19 protein-coding genes are annotated in these 19,921 nt (G+C 59.4%); 3 read left to right on the top strand and 16 right to left on the bottom strand.

Features of this window, described 5'->3' with window-relative positions; genetic code table 11:
* Nucleotides 1-30: 30 nt before the first annotated feature.
* The 9 genes from H4W29_RS24555 to H4W29_RS24595 are packed head-to-tail and all read right to left on the bottom strand — an operon-like array spanning nt 31 to nt 9,403.
* The gene (locus H4W29_RS24555) at nt 31-915 is read right to left on the bottom strand and encodes an intradiol ring-cleavage dioxygenase (RefSeq protein ID WP_192731458.1); all 885 of its coding nucleotides are present in this window, start codon (nt 913-915) and stop codon (nt 31-33) included.
* A gap of 7 nt (nt 916-922) precedes the next feature.
* Nucleotides 923-2,677, bottom strand: coding sequence for an FAD-dependent oxidoreductase (locus tag H4W29_RS24560; RefSeq protein WP_192731459.1), 1,755 nt, complete (start codon nt 2,675-2,677; stop codon nt 923-925).
* On the bottom strand, nt 2,670-3,785 hold the full coding sequence (locus tag H4W29_RS24565; RefSeq protein ID WP_192731460.1) for a branched-chain amino acid ABC transporter permease: 1,116 nt from the start codon (nt 3,783-3,785) through the stop codon (nt 2,670-2,672). The genes H4W29_RS24560 and H4W29_RS24565 overlap by 8 nt, the downstream gene beginning before the upstream one ends.
* 9 nt (nt 3,786-3,794) lie before the next feature.
* Complete coding sequence (locus H4W29_RS24570; protein WP_192731461.1) at nt 3,795-4,658, bottom strand: branched-chain amino acid ABC transporter permease; 864 nt, start codon at nt 4,656-4,658, stop codon at nt 3,795-3,797.
* Nucleotides 4,645-5,367, bottom strand: coding sequence for an ABC transporter ATP-binding protein (locus H4W29_RS24575; protein ID WP_192731462.1), 723 nt, complete (start codon nt 5,365-5,367; stop codon nt 4,645-4,647). The genes H4W29_RS24570 and H4W29_RS24575 overlap by 14 nt, the downstream gene beginning before the upstream one ends.
* Nucleotides 5,367-6,086 (bottom strand): ABC transporter ATP-binding protein, encoded by a 720-nt coding sequence (locus H4W29_RS24580; protein WP_192731463.1) that lies wholly within the window; start codon nt 6,084-6,086, stop codon nt 5,367-5,369. Before H4W29_RS24580 ends, H4W29_RS24575 begins: the two co-directional genes overlap by 1 nt.
* A gap of 51 nt (nt 6,087-6,137) precedes the next feature.
* Nucleotides 6,138-7,418: an ABC transporter substrate-binding protein gene (locus H4W29_RS24585; protein WP_192731464.1), complete on the bottom strand. Its 1,281-nt coding sequence runs from the start codon at nt 7,416-7,418 to the stop codon at nt 6,138-6,140.
* Between the two features lie 51 nt (nt 7,419-7,469).
* Entirely contained in the window at nt 7,470-8,531 is a 1,062-nt protein-coding gene (locus H4W29_RS24590; RefSeq protein WP_192731465.1) for a maleylacetate reductase, read from the bottom strand.
* Complete coding sequence (locus H4W29_RS24595) at nt 8,528-9,403, bottom strand: dioxygenase family protein (protein WP_192731466.1); 876 nt, start codon at nt 9,401-9,403, stop codon at nt 8,528-8,530. The genes H4W29_RS24590 and H4W29_RS24595 overlap by 4 nt, the downstream gene beginning before the upstream one ends.
* A 98-nt stretch (nt 9,404-9,501) precedes the next feature.
* Between H4W29_RS24595 and H4W29_RS24600 the strand changes: the two genes are divergently transcribed.
* Both H4W29_RS24600 and H4W29_RS24605 read left to right on the top strand, forming a co-directional pair.
* The gene (locus tag H4W29_RS24600; protein WP_192731467.1) at nt 9,502-10,452 is read left to right on the top strand and encodes a LysR family transcriptional regulator; all 951 of its coding nucleotides are present in this window, start codon (nt 9,502-9,504) and stop codon (nt 10,450-10,452) included.
* Between the two features lie 245 nt (nt 10,453-10,697).
* Nucleotides 10,698-11,468, top strand: coding sequence for a class I SAM-dependent methyltransferase (locus H4W29_RS24605; RefSeq protein ID WP_192731468.1), 771 nt, complete (start codon nt 10,698-10,700; stop codon nt 11,466-11,468).
* A gap of 81 nt (nt 11,469-11,549) precedes the next feature.
* Here the strand turns inward: H4W29_RS24605 and H4W29_RS24610 are convergent, their stop codons facing one another.
* From H4W29_RS24610 to H4W29_RS24640, 7 genes are all read right to left on the bottom strand, one after another.
* Nucleotides 11,550-11,993 carry a YybH family protein gene (locus H4W29_RS24610; RefSeq protein WP_192731469.1) on the bottom strand — a complete coding sequence of 148 codons (444 nt, stop codon included), beginning with the start codon at nt 11,991-11,993 and terminating at the stop codon, nt 11,550-11,552.
* Nucleotides 11,994-12,077: 84 nt separating this feature from the next.
* Nucleotides 12,078-12,923, bottom strand: a complete 846-nt coding sequence (locus H4W29_RS24615; protein WP_112542642.1) for a carbohydrate ABC transporter permease — start codon at nt 12,921-12,923, stop codon at nt 12,078-12,080.
* Between the two features lie 6 nt (nt 12,924-12,929).
* Nucleotides 12,930-13,847, bottom strand: a complete 918-nt coding sequence (locus tag H4W29_RS24620) for a carbohydrate ABC transporter permease (protein WP_376776607.1) — start codon at nt 13,845-13,847, stop codon at nt 12,930-12,932.
* A gap of 124 nt (nt 13,848-13,971) precedes the next feature.
* Nucleotides 13,972-15,225, bottom strand: a complete 1,254-nt coding sequence (locus tag H4W29_RS24625) for an ABC transporter substrate-binding protein (protein WP_192731471.1) — start codon at nt 15,223-15,225, stop codon at nt 13,972-13,974.
* A 544-nt stretch (nt 15,226-15,769) separates the two neighbouring features.
* Complete coding sequence (locus tag H4W29_RS24630; RefSeq protein ID WP_192731472.1) at nt 15,770-16,915, bottom strand: ABC transporter ATP-binding protein; 1,146 nt, start codon at nt 16,913-16,915, stop codon at nt 15,770-15,772.
* A 131-nt stretch (nt 16,916-17,046) separates the two neighbouring features.
* Nucleotides 17,047-17,982: a PfkB family carbohydrate kinase gene (locus H4W29_RS24635; protein ID WP_192731473.1), complete on the bottom strand. Its 936-nt coding sequence runs from the start codon at nt 17,980-17,982 to the stop codon at nt 17,047-17,049.
* Between the two features lie 3 nt (nt 17,983-17,985).
* Nucleotides 17,986-18,786, bottom strand: coding sequence for a class I fructose-bisphosphate aldolase (locus tag H4W29_RS24640; RefSeq protein ID WP_192731474.1), 801 nt, complete (start codon nt 18,784-18,786; stop codon nt 17,986-17,988).
* A 226-nt stretch (nt 18,787-19,012) separates the two neighbouring features.
* Here H4W29_RS24640 and H4W29_RS24645 point away from each other — a divergent pair, with 226 nt between their 5' ends.
* Nucleotides 19,013-19,774 carry a DeoR/GlpR family DNA-binding transcription regulator gene (locus H4W29_RS24645; RefSeq protein WP_007812507.1) on the top strand — a complete coding sequence of 254 codons (762 nt, stop codon included), beginning with the start codon at nt 19,013-19,015 and terminating at the stop codon, nt 19,772-19,774.
* The last annotated feature ends 147 nt before the right edge of the window (nt 19,775-19,921 follow it).

Raw genomic sequence — 19,921 nt, forward strand, 5'->3', positions numbered from 1 at the left:
TGGTCGGATTGCAGTGACCGCCTGTCCCAACTAAGACTTAGCTGGCGCCAGCACAAAATTGTGCTCGACCTGCCAGAATTTTCCCTCGAAGCCGAGTTCTCTCGCTCGCGCGGGATCCTCGGTCAGCCTGAACTCGGCAAGAAGGCCCTCCTTCACACCAAACACCGCGTCCGAATGGATGTAGGGATCGTCGGGATCAAAGATGTGCGTCACAAGTGTTTCGAACCCTTCCGCCTTGATGATGTAATGCAGATGCGCCGGCCTGTAAGGGTGACGGCCAAGCGCACCCAGCATCTGCCCCACCGGCCCGTCATCGGGGATCGGATAATATCTGGGCTTGACCGCGCGGAACCAGTAGCGCCCGTCCTCTGCCGTTCGGAAGACGCCCCGCAGGTTGAAATCCGGCTGGATGCCTTGCTGCTGCACGTCATAGAAACCTTCGTCATTGGCCTGCCAGACATCGAGAATGGCGTTGGCGATCGGCCTGCCGTCGGTACCCAGGATGCGGCCGCTGATGACCATGTCCTCGCCCTTGTGATCGAGGCAGATATTGGCGCCCATCGGCAGTTCCGGTGCATCGGCGACATGGAACGGGCCGAGCACGGTGCTCTCCGAGGCACCAGTAGGCTTGCGGTTGTTGATCGCGTCGACCAGCATCGATACACCAAGCACATCCGACAGCAGAATGAATTCCTGCCGCCAGTCGGTGCAAGTATGGCCTGTGCGCGTGAGGAAGAGGATCGCATCCATCCACTCCTCCTGCGTTGGCTCCAGTTCCTTCACCGCCTCATGGAGCTTGCGGGTGACGACCTCCATGATCTGCTTCAGCCGTTCGCTCTTTGCCCCCGTATTGCGGCTTATGACGACATCGACGGAATTTTCCTCGGTGAAATAACCGTTTTCTTCAGCACCCATGACAACCTCACCGATCCAGGATTGTTTTCAGCACGCGGCGCAGCTCTGCTTCCGGCTCGAAGGCCGCTACATGCGAACGCCAAGCGACATGATGGTCGGGACGAACGAGCAAGGCGCCGGAATCGCTGATCTCGCGGGCGCGTGCCCAGTCTCCCGTCAGGTCCTGCCAAATCTGGCGGGGACCGATCTTGTGCACAGTGATCGGCACTCCGAATTCCTTTGAAAGCGCCTTTGCCGCGGAAATCCAGCCGTCGCCACCGATCCCGGTCAGGATCGTGAAGTGCCCGTGACCGGTGAGATCGAGACTGGAAACCTTTTCTCCCTGCGCCCCAAACAACCAGACATGCGGAAGCCGTGCACCTGGCCAGGTCGTCGGCTGGCAATGAAGTTCGGCATCCTTCTCGAAAGCGGGTTCCGCCTGCCCGTCCTTAACGATCGCCTTCGATGCATAGCGATGGTTCATTTCGACGCCATGAGCGTCAAATTCATAGACCTTATAAGCAATGGCGTCGCGGATTGCTGCGCGCTGGCGTTCTGCGGCCTCATCGTCATCGCAACGTGCGTCCATGTTCTGCTGCATCTTGACGGGATCGACGGAATCCAGAAGGCCAAGCGCCTTGAAGATCGGGCCAAATTCCTCGATCGACTTGTTCGCGCGGGTGACGATCTGCTTGGCGATAGGCGCGCGCTCGGCCTGATAGCTGTCAAGAAGGCCCATTCCGGCCTGCCCCCTGATGACCATTGCAAGCTTCCAGGCGAGGTTGAACCCATCCTGGATCGAGGTGTTGGAGCCTAGACCGTTCGAAGGCGGATGGCGGTGCACGGCATCGCCCATGCAGAAGACACGGCCGATCGACAGGGTCGTCGCGTACATGTTGTTGACCGTCCAGGTGGAGACCGACTTGACCTTCGGCTCAAGATCGGGAACGCCGACCAATTCACGCACGACCTTGGTTGCAAAGGCGTTGTCGACGGCCGGCGCCGGCTGGTTGATGTCATAGCCCCAGACGATCAGCCACTCATTCCAGGGCCGCACCATGCGCACGAGGCCCATGCCGATACCGCCTACATCCGCGCCCGGCTGCAGCACCCAGTAAAGCACGGAAGGACGATGGGCGACATAACGCGACAGATCAGCCTCGAAGAGGATGTTCATCGAACCGGCAACGCCCATCCGGCCCTCGAAGGACAAGCCGGCGTGTTCTGCGACCTTCGAATTGCCGCCGTCGGCGCCGACGAGGAATTTCGAGCGGATCGTCACTTCCTTGCCCGTTAGACGGTCGAGGCAGGTCGTCGTTACCCCATCCGCATCCTGGACGTGGCTCAAATATTCGGTCGACATGCGCGACTGGGCGCCGCGCGCGCAGGCCGTCTTGAAGAGCAGCGGCTCCATGTAGGTCTGTGGCAGATCGTTCATCCGACCTGGCGAGGTCAGGAGATGTTCGGCGCGCGACAGCGGATGATTGCCCCAGCTCTGCATGCGACCGATTTCCTCGCCGGCCACCGCCGTACAGAAGACGTTCTGGCCCATCAGGTCCTGTTCGGTCGCAAAGAGATAGGCCTCGTCTTCAACGTCCCGGCCGAGATCGCGCAGAACCTCCATCGTACGCTGGTTGGTAATATGCGCGCGTGGCGTATTGGCGAGCCAGCGATAGCGATTGATGATAAGCGGCTCCAGACCGTAGCTCGCAAGCAATGCGGCGGTCGCCGAACCCGCAGGTCCCGTTCCTATGATCAAGACGTCGGTGGTGATATCAGCCATTCGGCCCTCCCTTTTCATTTGGTACAACAGGTCCGCCCCTGAGCAGGCGGCGAACCGGAAAAAGCTCGAAGCCGGTGCGGTCGGATATCAGCCCCCAGAGCCCCCGGGGCGCAAACAGCATGGTGACGATGGCAAGCGCCCCAAGCGCCAGAAGGTACCAGGAGCCATAGGCCGAAAAGGCGTTCTGCAGGAAGAAGAAGACCAGCACGCCAAGGATCGGTCCTTCGATCGTCCCGATGCCACCGATGACGGTGATGAAGATGACATAGGCGGTCCAGTCGGTCAGCGAGAAGGCGGCATCGGGCGATATCCGCGCCTTCTGCAGATAGATGAGCGCCCCGATGATGCCGGTGATGAAGGCCGTGAGCAGATAGATCATCGTCTTTAGCCGGCGCGCATCGACGCCCAGCGCACGCGCCGCCGTCTCGTTGTCGCGCACCGCAGCAAGCCCGAGACCCTGGCGGCTGCGCAACAGCTTGTAGACAATCGCAATCGTCGCGGCCGTAACGATCAGCGCAAGCCAGAAGGACAGGGCATCGGCTGCCGCGGCCGCCCGCATTCCGAACCAGTCTTCAAGCATAGAGATGCCGAGCATGTCGCGGGTCGCATCCCTGGGCAGCGATGTACCAGTACCGCCGCCAAGCACCTTCCACTGGGCAAGCAGCAGGCGCCCGACTTCGGCAATCACCCAGGTTCCGATCGCAAAATAGGGGCCATAGAGGCGAAAGGCGAAGAAAGCGGTCGGTACGGCGATCAGCATGGCCGCAACGCCAGCAAGCGGAATGGCGAGGATCGGGTCGAGCCCGGCAAGAATGACAAGGCCGAAGAGAGCATAGGCGCCGCAACCGACGAAGAGCTGTTGGCCGACGGAAATCAGCCCCGCATAACCTGCAAGCAGGTTCCAGCTCTGCGCCAGCGTCAACATCGTCAGGATGAAGAACAGATCCTGCACTACGCCGCGCGACAGGAAAAGCGGTGCGACCGCAAGGGCGGCGCACACAACCAGGCAGACGAATGAAAAAGCCCGGGACAGCCGTGTGCCGGTTTCGATCCGCCAGTCCTGATATGCTTGACTATCGCTCGTCATGGTTTCCAAACCTGTGGTCATGGCGCGGCCTCAATCGACAGCGCGCGGAAAGAGGCCGCGCGGCCGCAGGAGCAGGACGATCAGGAAGGCGATATGCCCGGCAAGGATCTGCCATTCCGGATTGACGGCGGCGCCGATCGTCTGCGCCAGCCCGAGGATGATGCCGCCGGCAAGCGTTCCCCAGAGCGATCCGAGACCACCGATGATCACAGCTTCGAAAGCATAGATCAGCCGCGCCGGCCCGGCCGTCGGATCGAAATTTGCCCGCATGCCGAGATAGAGTGCGGCGATGGTCACGATCATCATCGCCAGCCCCGTAGCAATGGCAAAGATCGAATTCGGACGGATGCCCATCAAGCCGGCAGTGACCACATCGTCGGACGTGGCGCGAAAGGCGCGCCCGAGGGCCGTGCGATAGATGAGCTGGTTCAAGGCGACGATGACGACGACTGCCGAGCCGAAGGTCAGAAGCGGCATCAGTCCGGCATTGATGCTCCCCAACTGCAGCGAAGCCGTCTCCAGCGACCCGGCGGAGATCCTTCTGCTGTCGGCCGTGAAGGCCTCCAAAAGACCGTTCTGGATAACGATAGAGAGGCCGAAGGTCACAAGCAGCGGCGGCAAGACGTCCTTGCCAAGTGTGCGGTTGAGAAGGTGGTATTGCAGCAGCCAGCCGATCGCAAACATCAAGGGCGCGGCAATCAGCGCCGCGATGAATGGGTCGAGGCCGAGCGACGAAACGAGAAGCAGGATCAGGAATGCAGCCAGCACGATGAGGTCGCCGTGGGCGAGATTGACAAGCCGCATGATCCCGAACACCAGGCTGAGGCCGGCTGCAAACAGGGCATAGAGCCCGCCGAGCAACACCCCCTGAAGAAGCGTATCAAGCCAATTCATCGCTGTCGGCTCCAAAATAAGCTGCGTGGATCTTGGCCGGATCGAGATCAGCCGGGCGTCCGGTCAGGGTGATCCGTCCCTCCATCATGCAATAAACGCGATCGGCGACCTTCAGGACCTGGGCGATATCCTGCTCGACGACGACGATCGCCATCCCTGATGCGCGAATGCGGCTGAAGGCAGCGTAGATGTCTTTGATGACGACAGGCGCCAGACCGAGGCTGAGCTCATCGCAGAGCAAGATCTCGGGGTTCGACATCAGGGCACGGCCGATTGCCACCATCTGCTGCTGGCCGCCCGAAAGTGCAGTCGCCGGATTGCCTCGCCTTTCCTTCAGGATCGGAAACAGCGCGTAGACACTTTGCAGCGACCAAGGCCCGGAGCGCTTGCAGCCGTAGCTGCCGACCTGCAGATTTTCTTCCACCGTCAGCGAGGCAAAGAGCTTGCGCCCTTCCGGCACGAGAGCGATGCCGCGGCGCACGACATCGAAAGCAGGCATTGCACCTATCGCCTCGCCCCGATGCAGGACCATGTCCGATCGGTTGGCAATCACGCCTGCGATCGAGCGCATCAGCGTCGACTTACCGGCACCGTTAGCGCCGATGACGGCAATCGTGTCGCCGGCATCGAGATCAATGTCGATACCAAAAATTGCCTGGAAGTCGCCGTAAAAGGCCGTCAGGCCGCGGGTCTCGAGAAGGCTCGCCATCAGACCTCCATACCGAGATAGATGGCACGCACTTCGTCCGAAGCCATGATCGCCTCCGGCGCACCGATGCCGACGACACGCCCGAAATTGAGGACCAGTATACGCTCGGCAACCGCCGTCAGCGCATGCAGCACGTGCTCGATCCAGATGATGGTCATGCCGCGCTGATGAACGCGCCTGATCGTCGCGACCAGCTGCCGGCACTCGCCCTCCGTCAGGCCGCCGGCGATTTCGTCGAGGAGCAGGAGCTTCGGCTGGGTGGCAAGCGCGCGGGCAAGCTCCAGCCGCTTGCGCTCCAGAAGGGTCAGCGATGCCGCGGGCCTGTTGGCTTTGGCGATCAGACCAGTTTCAACGAGGATATCGGCGCAGAAGCTCGAGATATCGGCTTCGCCCGCCCGGGTGCCGAAAGCACCTGCGACCAGCAGGTTTTCGTAGACGGTCAGACCCTCGAAAGGTTGCGGGATCTGGAAGGTGCGGCCCATGCCGGCAAGGCAGCGCTGCATCGGCGGCGTATGGGTAACATCCCGGCCGTCAAAGCGGATTGTCCCGCCCGCAACGGACAGATTGCCGTTGATCAGGTTGAAGAGCGTCGATTTGCCGGCGCCATTTGGCCCGATGACGCCGAGCGCTTCGCCGGGCTCGACCGAAAAGCTGATATCCTCGGCAACGACGAGCGCACCGAAGGATTTCGAGACAGCATTAAGTTCCAGGATGGGCATCGGCCAATCTCCGCAAAGATCCGCCCGGCCGCAGAGCCGGGCGGATGTGCCTTATGCCAATGCTTCGAGCTTGCCGCCGAGCGGCACGTTCGGTGCAAGGCCGTTTTCCACGACGACGAGATCGTAACCGCCGCCAGACTTCAGCCGCCATTGACCGCCGACCAGCGGCGTCTTGGCGACGTTTTTCTGAGCGAAAGGCGGAAGCTTCTCATTGCCCCAGGCAATCGGTCCGACGAGCGTGTCGAGCTTGGTTTCCCCGATCGCCTTCGCGACCGCATCACCGTCGCTGACATCGCCGGCGCGCTTCATGACGTCGACGGCGAGTTCGAACAGGGCATGGGCAAAGCCGATCGGCTGCGTCCAGGGGCGACTGGTGGATTTCGTGAAGGCATCGGCAACGGCAGCCGTCGTCTCACCGGTCAGCGAGGATTTGAACGGATGGCTCGGCGTCCACCAGACTTCCGTCGACAGATTGTGGCCGGCATTGCCAAGCGCCTCGACGGTCTGCGGGAAGAGAAGCGCCTTGCCGATTGAGGCGATCTTGGGCTTCAGACCCTGCTGCTTGGCCTGGTTCCAGAAGGTGGTGAGGTCGGGCGGGATCATCACGCCTGTCAGGATTTCGGTTTGCGCCTGCTTGAAGGCGTTGATCTGTGCGGAGAAATCATCCGTCAGGTTCTGGTAGCGGCCGGTATCGGTCAAACCATAACCGAGCTTTTCGAGCACGGGCGGAAAGCCGACGACCTTGTCGCCCCAGGCATTGCCATCTCCGTCGTTCGGAAACAGCCCGCCGATCTTCTTGTTGGTTTCGATCTGGCCCCACATGCCGGTGAAGACGGCGATGATATCCTCCAGGCCCCAGAAGAAATGATAGGCATAATCGAAGGGCTTCCATGAGGCAGGATCGCCCGGATTGCCCTGCTGGCCGATGAACCAGGGCTGCCAGGGCGCGACCGTGGAAATGCAGGGCATGCCCTCGCCTTCGCAGGTCGTCGAGACGGGATTGGTCGTCTCCGGCGTCGAGGATACCAGCATCAGATTGATCTGGTCGTCGACAATCAATTCCTTGGCGACCTCGGCGGCGCGATTGGGGTTGGACTGACTGTCCTTGACCACGACCTCATAGTTGAGGCCGAGCTTCTTGGTCGTCGCGAGAAAGGCGTCGATGACGAACTTGTCGGCTTCGCCGAAAGCGGCAAGCGGACCGGTCTGCGGGCTGACATAGCCAAGCTTGATGGCCGCCGTCTGGCCGATTGCCGGCGCGGCAAGGCCGGATGCGGCAATCGCTGCTCCGCCGGCTGCCGTCGTCTTCAGAAAATCGCGTCTCGTAAACATTTGTCCTCCCATTGTCCTCTCCTCCCAAAGAGTGCGTAGTCAGGCAGACGATCAATCTGCCGGTCGGCGGCCTTCCCAGGCCTCCTGCAAAAGCGCCCTGATCGAATCCCGGTCGATCGGGCGCGGGTTCCAGTAGGGATTTTCAACGGCGATCGACGCCGCCCGGTCGAGATCGGCCTCGGTCAGGCCGAATTCCTTGAGCGACAAAGGCGCGCCGATCGACTTGGCAAAATCCCAAAGGCCGGCGCCGATCGAGCCTGCGAAGAGCTTGGCGACTGGGGCGAGTTCTGCTGTTGCCGCTTTGGCGTTGAACGCGGCAGTATGCGGCAGCATCACCGCATGGGTCTCGGCGTGCGGCGTGTCGAAGGAGCCGCCGAGCGTGTGGCAGATCTTGTGATGGAGTGCCATGCCGACCGTGCCAAGCACCGTGCCGCAGAGCCAGGCGCCATAGAGTGCATCGCTGCGAGCGCCAGCGTCATTGGGCTTTTCGGCGATCTTGGGCAGGCTGCGGGAAAAGGCGCGGAGACCTTCGAGCGCCATCAGGGTCGAAATCGGATTACGATCACGCGCATAAAGGCCCTCGACGGCATGGGCCATGGCATTAAGGCCGCTCGTCACACTCATCGAAACCGGTAGCCCATGGGTCAGAGTCGGATCGTAGATGACGATTTCCGGCAGGATCCGTGCGTCGCGAACGGTCGTCTTGCGACCGCCTTCCGTCTGGCCAAGAATGGGCGTGACCTCCGATCCGGCATAGGTGGTCGGCACGACGATCTGCAGAAGGTCGGTTCGATAGGCAATCGCCTTGCCGAGGCCGGTCGTTGATCCTCCGCCAAGCGAGACCACACAATCCGCCTCGGTTTCGGCCACCATCCTCATCGCTGTCTCAGTCACGTCGACCGGCGTGTGCATGGTAGCGCCGGTAAAAACGCCGCAGGCAAGGGAGCCGATTTCGGTTGCCAGCGCCTCCGCATCCGCCCTTTGATGCGGCGTTGCAAGGACGAGCGCCCGCTTGCAGCCGGCTGTCACAATCCATTCGGCAACCTTGCTCCTGCTGCCATCGCCGAAGACAATCCGGGCCGGGCTGCCGGCATAGGAAAATGCGTCGATCATGCCGCCCTCCCCGGCTTTGCCCGGACCATAACGAAGGTAAGCTTCACTGCCTTTGTACTACGTCCGTCGACCTCGACGGGATCGAACGACGTGATGAGTTCGGGCCGTACGCCAAACAGCGCGTCTTCGTGCAAGTGTGGGTCGCTCGCATCGTAAATATGCGTCGTAATCGTCTCGAAGCCCTTTGCACGCACAACGAAATGCAGATGCGCCGGCCGGTGTAGCGGGTAACCGGCCGCAGACAGCAGCCGACCGACAGGACCGTCTGCCGGCACGCCGTAGCCGGACGGAACAACAGAGCGATAGGAAATGCACCCCTGCACATCGGTTCTGAACAGACCGCGCAGATTATGTTCGGGCTGGAGATCCGGTTGCTGGTTCTCGTAGAAGCCCTCTGCATTGGCCTGCCAGGTCACCACCTCAGCATCTGCGACCGGCAGGCCGTCGAGATCCTGGACGCAAACCGACACCAACAAGGGTTCGCCGATGCCATCGAGCGAGATCGACGAAGCCGAGGCACGTTCCGGCGCATCGGCGCGGAAGAAGGGGCCGCGGATGGTATTGGGTGTTGCGCCCTTCGGCCGGCGCGAATTGATGTCCTCGACAAGCGCCGAAGCGCCGATCAGATCGGACAGAAGGACCCATTCCTGTCGACGCTCGTCCGAGGCATGACCGACCTCCGTCAGGAAAACAATGAACTTTCGCCACTCGTCCTGGGTCGGCCGAAATTGTTTGATGAGATCGTGAGCATGGGTAACGGCGGCTGCGAGCAGTTCGACGAGCCTGGTGTCCCTGCCGGCGGAAAAGCGCTCAGCGAAGGCTTCAGACGATGTCGCCTCGCTGAATGTGAGCGGTTGAGAACGCCCCGCCATGCCAATCCTCCCCGATCTTCTATGCGAAGTATGGGCAGAATAGCAGGATAGGGCGCACCGATTGATGATTTTGTTGAGAGATAATATAACGGATCGTTATGAAGATCGATGAGCGTCACCTGATCCAGCTCGCGGCCGTCGTCAAGACCGGCGGCGTCACGGAAGGCGCGGCTTTGCTTGGGCTTGCGCAACCTGCCGTCTCGCGCACCTTGTCCATGCTGGAAAGGCGCCTGGGCGAGCCGCTTTTCGTCAGAGGGCGTCGGCCCTTGCAGCCAACCGCCTTTGGCCTGGCGCTCGCGGAACATGGTTTCGTCATGCTGGCGGCCTCCCGCAAGGCCTCCGATCTCGTCGAGAGTTTCAGGGTCGGCAAGAGCGGCGTCGTGCGCGTCGGCGGCACGCCCTTTTTCATGGATGGGCTGATCGCTGGGATCTGTGCGGAGTTTCAGACGAGCCATCCCGACGTGCGCATCGACCAGAGCTACGGCTACTTCCCGGATCTCAGGGCAGCGCTGAAAGCCGACCAGATCGATCTCGCTATCTGCCCGATCGATATTCTCGATGAAGGCTCAGGGCTCGAGTTTCAGCAGATTCTTCCCGGTCGCAACGTCGTCGCCTGCCGGGTCACGCATCCCCTGCTCTTAAAGCGGCGGCCACAGCCGAGCCATCTTCTTGACTATCCCTGGGTCGCACCGCCACCGGGGAGCCCCTTGCTCGCGGATTTGCGCGCGCTGCTTCTTTCATTCGGGGCAACCGAGCTCAAGATCCGGTATTCGGGCGGTTCGCTGATGGCGGTGATCAATTATCTGAAGACCGCCGATGCGCTGACGATCATGCCCCATAGTGTCGTCTTTGCACAACGCAAGGACAAATCGATCACGGCATTGCCAATCACCATTCCGCATCCCGAGCGGGCACTGGCGATCCTCAGCCGTGTTGATGCACCCCGTTTGCCCGCCGTAGATCAGTTTGCCACATTTGTCCGCTCTGGTTTCGAAAGCTTGCGTCACCTCATCAAACGCCACGAAGAGGCGGTCGTTTGGGGTCTTTAATATGCCAATCGCTTCGACGGTGAGGATTTGTTGTCGGCGCTTTCGGGATGAGACATGGTATGGACGATGCGGTTTCCCCTTGCGCAGGGCGAGGCACTCGCGCGAGCTGTGACAGACACGAAAATCGTGAAGATCGAAGGCGGCGGCCATGAGATTCATCCCGAGGGCCGGGAAAGATCATTTCTGCTATCGATGAACATGACGCTCTCGTCAAGTGACCGAGACAAAACCAAGCGAGGACGGACATGTTGGATCGTGCTGACTTTTATGACGCAGAACTGAAGCGGCACAACGCGCATTTGCGTGCCGCCGCCAACGTTGGAGCACGTGACCGCGTGCTCGATATCGGTTGTGGGGCAGGACAAACGACGCGTGAGGCCGCACGTGTCGCGGTGGAAGGCGAGGCGATCGGTGTGGACACCTCCTCAGAGATGCTTGAGGTTGCGCGACGACGTTCCAGCGAAGCGGGATTGCGAAACATTGCCTTTGAGCAGGGTGACGCCCAGCACCACGTATTTCCGGCTGCGAGCTTCGACCTCTGCATCAGCCGGTTTGGCGTCATGTTCTTTGCTGATCCGGCGGCGGCATTTGCCAATGTCGCCCGTGCGATGCGTCCGGGCGCACGCCTTGCATGGATGGTCTGGCAGAGCCAGGAGCGGAACGGTTGGTCTGGCGCCATCAGGCAAGCCTTGGCTCCGGGAATTGCGGCTTCCGCACAGGCTTCCGCGCCGTTTTCGCTTGGCGATCCCACGATCGCTGCAGAACTTCTCAACACGGCAGGCTTTGTTTCGATCGATTTTGCCGATGTGCGAGAACCGGTTTTTTACGGAGCGGACGTCGATACGGCCTTTGACGCACTCGTCGAGCTCTATCTTGTGAAAGACACGCTGGCGCGAAGCGGTGAAGCGCCTGACAAGGCACTGCAGCGACTGCACGATTTACTTGAGGCATCTATGACCCCGGAAGGCGTACTCTTTGAGTCGCGCGCATGGATCATTACAGCTCGCAGAGGGTAGCGACCGACCGTCTGCATCTCATCCGGCCGCCTTCGTGCCGATTGGATGAAACTGGTGGAGAGGCGCCCTGAAGCCGGTATTTTAGGGTTTCAGATCGAGCAGCGCGAGGTTGCTTCCATCCATGGCGAAGGGCACGGAGGCGTGCTGGTGCGCCACCATCCAGCGGCCATCGTGCTTCACGAGGCCAAGGGTTTGGCGGTACCAAAGATCGACTTCGGTGCCGTCGGTCTTTGTTCCCGTCATGTGCAACAAGCCACTCCAGAAAGCCACGTCTCCGCCAACCGTCAGCTTAGCATCGTGCACGTCGCTGCCGATCAAACCTTCCCAAGTGTCGAACCAGGCCTGCAGGCCCGCCTCGTCCTTGCCGTGATAAACGAGTGGTGGCGCCAGCGAGAACTCAACAGAATCGTCGGTTTCGTAGAACAATGAGCCTTTGGCGTCTTTTTCGCCGAGCGCGGTGGCGCGCATCATCAGCATGGCGATAATCGCCTCTTCTTCGATATGGGCATTGGTTTCCTTGCTCATTGGCCGTTCTCCTGTCCTGTCGTCAGGCAGAGGACGAATGGAGGAACAACAATCCGACATTGACGAAGCGAGATTCTCGCCTACTCAGCTTTTCACCGACCCGGCTGCCATGCCCGCCAGGAAGTAGCGTTGAGCAATCAGATACAGGACCAAAAGCGGGAGCGATCCCAGCACGCTCATCGCCATCATCTCGTTCCATTCGAACGCATGCTGGCCCATTAACAACTCGATACCGATGGGAACGGTCCGCATATCCATCGACTTCGTCAAAGTCAGGGCGAAGAGGAATTCGTTCCATGCCAGCAGAAATGTATAGACCGCCGTCGCGACGATGCCAGGCACAGACAGCGGGATGATCACACGCCATAGCGCCGTCCAGCTTGAGCCGCCATCGACAAGCACTGCCTCATCGAGCTCCTTTGGCAGGGTATTGAGATAGCCGGTCATGAGAAGGATCGCATAAGGCAGGGTGAAGACCATGTAGGTCAAAATCAGCGCAAAATAGGTGTTGAAGATACCGAAGGCGACGACCATGCCGAAATAGGGGATCAAAAGCGTGATCGGCGGCACGGTCTGCGTGCTGATGATGAACACGTTCAGCGTTTTCTTGAGCCGGAATGAATACCTGCTGAAGGCATAGGCCGTCAGGATGGCGATCAGCACCGTCAGAACCGTTACCACTCCCGCGACGAGATAGCTGTTGAGAAAGAAGCGAACCTTCGTTGGGTCGCTGAAGATCGCAAGATAGGCGACGCTGGTGAAACGGTCGGGCAGCAGACGCGGCGGGAGCGCAAAGATCTCGGTGTTCGACTTCAAGGACGTGAAGAACATCCACAGGATCGGAAAGCCCGCGAAGACCAGCCCGACCGCCAGCCCGAGATATGTCAGGAGGGTCGGTACGATGGTGCGACTGAGAGAGCGTTTTGCCATTGCCGGTCACCTGGCCTTCTGATGTTTGATGTAGAAATATGTGGCGCCCATCGAGATGATCAGAATGAAGATCGCGCTCGCCGACGCGCGCGAAAATTCGTAGCTCGAAAAAGCAAGTTTGTAGGTGTAGGTGCTGAGCACCTCGGTCGCGTAGATCGGACCGCCTCCCGTCGTCATCCATACGAGGGGAAAGACCTGCATCGTCCAGATGAAATCAAGCAAGGCGATGCTGATGATGATCGGCATCAGTTGCGGGATCGTGATGTAGCGGAATTTCTGGAACTCGTTGGCGCCGTCAATACCGGCGGCCTCGTAGAGATCCTTGGGAATGCCCTGAAGACCAGCGAGAAGGCTGACCATATAGAGCGGGTATCCCGCCCAGATATTCGCAAAGGTCAGCGCATGCAGCGCGGTTGTCGTCGAAGAAAACCACTCGACTTTGAAGTCAATGATATGGAGCGTCATCAGGATGCTGTTGACGACGCCATTGGGATCGAGAAGCAGCCGCCAAATGATCGCGATGATCACCGCCGTGAAGAGCCACGGCAAAATGTAGAGAACCCGCAGGATGCTTCTGATCAACGGATCGACACGCTGGCTGTTGAGCAAAAGGGCGAAGGCCAGACCGATCAGAAGATGGAAGATGACGCTCATCACCGTGAAGTAGAGTGTCTGGACGACCGACTGCCAGAAAATCGGATCATTGAAGATCGTCACATAATTCTGCAAGCCGACGAAGGACGCGTCCTTCTTCGTGATTGCACCATCCATCAGCGAATAGCGCAGGACGGTGAGCATGGGAAACAGCATCAGCAGGCAAAACAAAAACGTGGCCGGGGCAACGTAGAAGTACGGAACCAGCCTCTTTCTTGTTTTGTAAGACAGTATGCCACGCTTGCGCATTCTTGCTTGCGTTCGGATCATCGTTTCTGTGGCGAGGCTCATGAGATGTGATTTTCCGCCTGGTCCTGAAATCTATCAATTCGTCCTGATGTAGTGGCAGCGCGATAAATTCCATCGCGCTGCCGACGATTGGCCGGTGGGGTGCTTACTTGCTGAACTCGACCAACCATTGCTTTTGCGTGTTGGCAGCCGCGTCCTTTGCGGTTTGCTGACCGTCGAACATCTTTTGAACTTCGACGTTCATCTGGCGCATCAGATCTTCTGCCACCGGCAGCCCGACGAATTCGTTGGCCAGCTTTCCGCTTTGGAATATCTTGAAGGCTTCTTCAAACAGCGGGTCCGACTTGGAGAAATCGGGTTTGGCGTGGACATTGCCCGGGAAGGCATTGGCGATCGACACGAGGCGGCTGTTGACTTCCGGGCTCATCAGATATTCGACGAGCTTCCAGGCCTCCGCCTTGTGCTCGCTTTTGTCGCTGATGCCGATACCCCAGGAAGCATAGGGCAGTCCGCGCTTGCCCGTGTAGCCATCGACGGCCGGAAGGGCGGAGATGCCGAACTTGAGATTGGGGTTTCGCTGGCGAATGAGATTGATGTGCGCCAACGAGTCGATCATCATGCCGACACGTCCGTTGACGAACTCTTCGACCTTGTCCTGTTCCTTCTTCGCAAAAATACCAGGCGAGATGACGCCGGCGTCCTGCAGCGACTTGATGTATTCAAGCGTGCCGACGACGGAGGCGTTTTCCAGATCGGGCTTGCCATCCTTCAGCATGGATGCTCCCGACGCCCAGACCCAGGACATCACGTCATTCTGGATGCCGCCGGGATTTTGCAACGAAAGCGGTAGCACCCAACCATATTGGTTTTTGTCCGCGTTGGTCATCTTCTTTGCGGCAGCGGCGAATTCGGTGCGGTTTGTCGGCATCTTTTCGACGCCGGCCGCCTTTGCCAGATCGAGGTTGACAAAGACCGGGTAGACGAACGAGGCAAGCGGGAACATGACGCTTTGCCCGTTGACCTTGATAATATCGGCGATCTGGCTCTGATCATATTTGGCATCAGCCATCAGGCTGTCCATCGAGGCGATTGCGCCCTGTTTTGCCAAGCCGTTGACCCAGGCGCCGTCCAGGCCGACGACATCGCTGAGTGTCCCGGACGCTGCGCCCACAACGATCTGATCATGGGTGGCGGAATAGGGACCGCTGACGAGTGTCACCTTGATACCGGGGTTTTTGGCTTCAAAGTCGTCCATGATGCTGCGCAGAGCGCCAGCGGGCATTTCTGGTTCCCACCATTGGATGAACTCGAGATTGGTCTGAGCAAAGGCGCAGGTGGCGCATAGTGCCCAGGCGGCCACAGCCGACTGAGCCGCCATGATGTATCTTCTGACGTTCATGTTTCCCTCCCTAGGAATGATATTTTGCTCGATCCTCCCGATCGAGACCAAAGTAGGTTCCTCCAGGCGTCTGGCTGTCAATGAAGAACTGCAATCGGAAAAAGCAAGAAGGCCCCAGGAGTGCTAAAAATGACTTTAACCTATTGATTTTCAGATGTTTTACCTTTCAATCTCGAGACGTTTTTTTCTTTTCGACATATTTCCCGTGTCGCATTTTTTCTTTACTTTCGTAAACAAATGAAAGGCGAGCCGCCCAAAGGAAAACAAATGAAAGACTTTGACGGTCTAGGAAAAGCAGGGGCGGACGGGCTGTGCGCCACAGGAAAAACACCTAAAAGTAGCATTCAGGTGCCAACGAACACCAAAAAGAACCTGGCCTTTGGCCGCAAAGTCACGGGTTACGAGACGGTCCTGCGCACCCGATGCGGAACGCGCAAAGCCGGCGGCAAAGAGTGGCGAGGATGGTGGCGAACACTTGTGAGCAATGAAGCAAGCAGTCGCTCCTGCGACTGCCCGCCAACCAGCTCCGCCACCGCGGATCTTGTTAGATTGCCAGATGCGTCTGGGGATCGAAGAAGTGTAGTTTGGCCACATCGATCGCCAGGTTGATCATTGCGCCCGGCTGGACTGTGCTGACGGCTTCGAACTTCGCCACGGCGTTTGCCGCACCGCTCAAGTCCTCGACGGCATCGGGGTCACCGGAGTCGATCCGGACTGCTTCGATCTTTAGATGAACGATCAGCTCTGAGCCCAGTTCCTCGATCGATTTCACAAGGGCCGGGATCGTCGCGTAGCGTGATCCCGATTCCAGACCGCTGTCGTAGAGGTCTTCCGGGCGAATGCCGAAGATGATCGTCTTGCCTTCGAACGCCCTCAGACCGGGAGACTGCTCGAATGCGGTCGTCGGGACCGGTATGGAAAAGGTCGGCAGCTCGATCCTGCCGTTCTGCAAGCGGCCTTCGAACAGATTCATAGACGGCGAGCCGATGAAACCCGCGACGAAGGCATTGACCGGCCGGCTATACAATGTCTTTGGCGTGTCGACCTGCTGAAGGACGCCGCCCTTCAAGACGGCAACCCGGTCGCCCATGGTCAAGGCTTCGGTCTGATCGTGCGTCACATAGATCGTCGTCACGCCAAGCTGTCTTTGCAGGCTGACGATTTCGGCGCGCATTTGCACGCGCAGCTTGGCATCGAGATTTGACAGGGGCTCGTCCATGAGAAAGGCCGCCGGTTCCCGCACCATTGCGCGTCCCATGGCGACCCGCTGGCGTTGGCCGCCGGAGAGCGCGGCCGGTTTGCTGTCGAGCAGCGTATGCAGTTGAAGGGTCTTGGCTATTTCATTGACCCGCTTCGTGCGCTCTTCCTTGCTCTTGCCCGCAAGTTTCATCGAGAAGGCAATATTGTCGAACACCGTCATATGCGGGTAAAGCGCATAATTCTGAAAGACCATCGCTATGTCCCGGTCCTTCGGCGCGAGATCCTCGACATTCTCTCCACCGATGCTCAGGGTCCCGCTGCTGATCTCTTCCAGCCCGGCGATCATGCGCAATGCCGTCGATTTTCCGCATCCCGAAGGGCCGACGAGGATGAGGAACTCGCCATCATTTATCGTCAGGCTGAGATCCTTGATCGCGTGGAATTTGGTTCCAAAGGTCTTGCAAATTTTATCCAGTACAACAACAGCCACGGCACTTCCTCCTTAGTATCGTCGCCATCCAATCCTCAGGACAGCCCCTCCCCGGCACTGTTTCGGATCGAACCGAAACCGTCATCTGCGCACGCCAATCCGATCGTCCAGGGCACCAGTGTGATGAACTCTCAGTCCGGTGGCGCGATCGGTCTCGGCACGGGTGCATTTTCCCGCGCCAGCCACGCGAGACAGGCGCTCTGATCCGGCAGGGCCATGCGGCCACCGGGGCCAGTCACCGAGATCGCGGCTGCGGCAGTTGCATAGACGGCGCAGTCGACAGGCTGCTTTCCCTGTATCAGCGCAAAAGCATAAGCGCCGTGAAAGCAATCTCCGGCGCCCGTCGTGTCGACCGCTTTGACCTCGTAGGCCGGAACATGCCACAAAACGCCGTCTTCCGCCTGCCTGATATAGGATCCTCGCTCACCGTCGGTCAGAACGACTGCGGTGCGGTCGTCCGACCAAAGCTTGTGCAGGATCAACGTCGGATCGGTTTCGCAGGAATAAGTCTGCGCAAATTTCAGTGGCAATACCAGATGGTTGGACAGGCTCATCAATCGTTCGGTCGCGGGCCCGATCGTCCATTCAATGTCTGCGACCACCGCCAGGCCCAGCATGCGGGCGCGCGCCACGATCGTATCGGCGTGGGTGGCATAGCCGTCGATCAACAGCACCTGGGCTTGTGCAAGAGTGCTATCGGCCAATGCCTCGGAGGTTCCGTGCGGCACATCATCGTCATAGGCGATAAATCTGTCGCCTTCAGGTCCGACCGTGATGACCGAACGTATTGGCCTGGCATCGGCGCGGCGCGGCGCAAAAGATATATCGACCCCGTGCCGTTCAAGTTCGCGGGCGCTGACATCGGTGAGAGGCTCACTCAGCCAACCGATGAAACCGGCCCGTCCTCCCAGCTTTGCGACCGCGACAAGGGCCGTCGCTACATTGCCGCCGTGGTCCTGGGTGCGATTTGTCACTTTCCCCTTGCCGGCACTCAGCGGGCGATCGACATATATGATATCGTCGATCGCCAAGGCCCCAAAGCCCAGAACCTGAAGGTTGTGTGCCACCTGTCAACCGCCCGCGGCAGCGAGCGCCTCTTGCGGCGCCATACCGCCGTGAATAACGAGCTTGAAGGCGCGAGCCGCCATCGTCGTGTCGCCGTGCCCCCAGAGGTTTCGCCCCACCACGGCGCCCTTCGCTCCCGCCCGCAAGGCGTCGGCGGTCTGGGTCAGAGCCCCGAGCAGATTTTCCGTTTTCGGACCGCCCGCGATCACGATGGGAACCGGGCAAGTGGCGACGGTTTCCTGGAATGAGTCGAAGTCCCCAGTGTATCCGACCTTGATCACATCAACGCCGGTCTCAAACCCGATCCGCACAGCATAGGCGATTTCGTCGGGAGTGAATACGATCTTGCCGCCGTTTGAATAGTCGCGGGGATAGACATGGGCAACGACCGGCATTTCAAAGCGAGCAGCGGCGTTGACGGTATCGGTGAGCCAGCGAATGTAGTCGCCTTCCGTATTGCCGCGCACCGGAATGGCAACGGCCAGAGCATCGGCACCGTAGCGCACCGCATCCTCGGGAGTCGCGATCAACTGACGGATTCGGTCGTCCGGCGTAAAGCATCCGGCCTGAATGACCAGCGCCGCCTTGCCGGCATAGGCAGGCCACAAGTGGCGCGCAGCACCAGGCTGAATGCTGATATAATCCGGCTCTCCGGCCATCACGCGCTTCAGCGCGCCCGGCAGATCCGCCAGGCCGCCCTCACGGACGTTGCCATAGCCCACGAAGTGGTCGACCGCGCCACCGAACAAATGCCCCGACGGATGTGAAAACAGCCGTGACAGGCGAATTTTGGTTCCAAGGCCCATATCGATGCTGTCCCTCTACAAGTTTGATTTCGCGGTGAGACCCTAACTCGAAAATAAACGAATGTTCAATATTTCGATTTCTTTCGTTTTGATTTAAGATGACTGTAATGCGGGCTGGGCGTAGGCTGGCACCGCCCTTCATCGCGTCTTTTGACCACAGTGGCTGCCATGCATTTTCGATTTTCGAAAGCTCGGTACCGTCATCGAAAGGAATTCGAGGTCACACATGCTTGCGGAACAACGGCGACATCAGATCATGCTGGAACTTCAGCGGACCGGCCAGGCACGCACCACGCAGCTGGCGGAAAACTTCGGCGTCTCCGAGGTGACAATCAGATCCGACCTGGAAATTCTGGATGCCAAGAAGCAGCTCATCAAAACGCATGGCGGCGCGATCGCATTGCCGGCCAGCTCGCCCGCGGCAGCCTTCGAAGAACGGATGAACCGCAATTTCGATGCCAAACGGCGCATCGCGCAGATGGCGGCACGCCAGATCATCGACAACCAGTCCATCGTGTTCGACAGCGGCTCGACACTGCTGCAGGTCGCCATGCAAATGCCCCCGGTCAATAACGTCGTGGTGGCCACAACCGCCATGAATATCGCGCAGCATCTGATGTATCGGCCGGGGCTGGACGTGCATATGATAGGCGGCCGGGTCTTTCCCAGCACAGTGAGCACGATCGTCTCGGATTCCGACAAGGCGGTCGGCGGTCTTGTCGCCCACCAGGCGTTCCTCAGCGCTCATGCCATCGATCACGCATTCGATGTCGTCGATGTCTCAGAAGACATTGCGCGCACAAAACGCAATCTGGTCCGCATGGCGAGGCGCGTCATCCTCGTGGCGGATTCCAGCAAGTGGGATATCGGCGCTTCGTCAAAGGCATTTTCGCTTTCCCGGGTCGATCTGATCATCACCGACACCGGAATGCCGCAGGGGATTCGCAGTCGACTGGACAAGCTGGGGGTCGAAGTGCGCTATGTGTAGAGGCGGCTAGCTGCCAATTGTGCTTCATGTAACAAAAAATTTTGCGCATGCGATATTCTCAGGCTACAAACGCATTTCGAAAGCCCCCACACTGACCGCCTTTGCGATATCGGCTGACGCGGACGAGCCTTGGCGCAGTGCAACCAG

The organism is Rhizobium viscosum, assembly GCF_014873945.1.
Lineage (GTDB): Bacteria > Pseudomonadota > Alphaproteobacteria > Rhizobiales > Rhizobiaceae > Rhizobium > Rhizobium viscosum.

What these genes read in the sequence shown, in the direction of transcription:
- H4W29_RS24555 (WP_192731458.1), bottom strand. Translation starts at nt 915, where the DNA reads ATGGGTGCTGAAGAAAACGGTTATTTCACCGAGGAAAATTCCGTCGAT.
- H4W29_RS24560 (WP_192731459.1), bottom strand. Translation starts at nt 2,677, where the DNA reads ATGGCTGATATCACCACCGACGTCTTGATCATAGGAACGGGACCTGCG.
- H4W29_RS24565 (WP_192731460.1), bottom strand. Translation starts at nt 3,785, where the DNA reads ATGACCACAGGTTTGGAAACCATGACGAGCGATAGTCAAGCATATCAG.
- H4W29_RS24570 (WP_192731461.1), bottom strand. Translation starts at nt 4,658, where the DNA reads ATGAATTGGCTTGATACGCTTCTTCAGGGGGTGTTGCTCGGCGGGCTC.
- H4W29_RS24575 (WP_192731462.1), bottom strand. Translation starts at nt 5,367, where the DNA reads ATGGCGAGCCTTCTCGAGACCCGCGGCCTGACGGCCTTTTACGGCGAC.
- H4W29_RS24580 (WP_192731463.1), bottom strand. Translation starts at nt 6,086, where the DNA reads ATGCCCATCCTGGAACTTAATGCTGTCTCGAAATCCTTCGGTGCGCTC.
- H4W29_RS24585 (WP_192731464.1), bottom strand. Translation starts at nt 7,418, where the DNA reads ATGTTTACGAGACGCGATTTTCTGAAGACGACGGCAGCCGGCGGAGCA.
- H4W29_RS24590 (WP_192731465.1), bottom strand. Translation starts at nt 8,531, where the DNA reads ATGATCGACGCATTTTCCTATGCCGGCAGCCCGGCCCGGATTGTCTTC.
- H4W29_RS24595 (WP_192731466.1), bottom strand. Translation starts at nt 9,403, where the DNA reads ATGGCGGGGCGTTCTCAACCGCTCACATTCAGCGAGGCGACATCGTCT.
- H4W29_RS24600 (WP_192731467.1), top strand. Translation starts at nt 9,502, where the DNA reads ATGAAGATCGATGAGCGTCACCTGATCCAGCTCGCGGCCGTCGTCAAG.
- H4W29_RS24605 (WP_192731468.1), top strand. Translation starts at nt 10,698, where the DNA reads ATGTTGGATCGTGCTGACTTTTATGACGCAGAACTGAAGCGGCACAAC.
- H4W29_RS24610 (WP_192731469.1), bottom strand. Translation starts at nt 11,993, where the DNA reads ATGAGCAAGGAAACCAATGCCCATATCGAAGAAGAGGCGATTATCGCC.
- H4W29_RS24615 (WP_112542642.1), bottom strand. Translation starts at nt 12,923, where the DNA reads ATGGCAAAACGCTCTCTCAGTCGCACCATCGTACCGACCCTCCTGACA.
- H4W29_RS24620 (WP_376776607.1), bottom strand. Translation starts at nt 13,847, where the DNA reads ATGATCCGAACGCAAGCAAGAATGCGCAAGCGTGGCATACTGTCTTAC.
- H4W29_RS24625 (WP_192731471.1), bottom strand. Translation starts at nt 15,225, where the DNA reads ATGAACGTCAGAAGATACATCATGGCGGCTCAGTCGGCTGTGGCCGCC.
- H4W29_RS24640 (WP_192731474.1), bottom strand. Translation starts at nt 18,786, where the DNA reads ATGGGCCTTGGAACCAAAATTCGCCTGTCACGGCTGTTTTCACATCCG.
- H4W29_RS24645 (WP_007812507.1), top strand. Translation starts at nt 19,013, where the DNA reads ATGCTTGCGGAACAACGGCGACATCAGATCATGCTGGAACTTCAGCGG.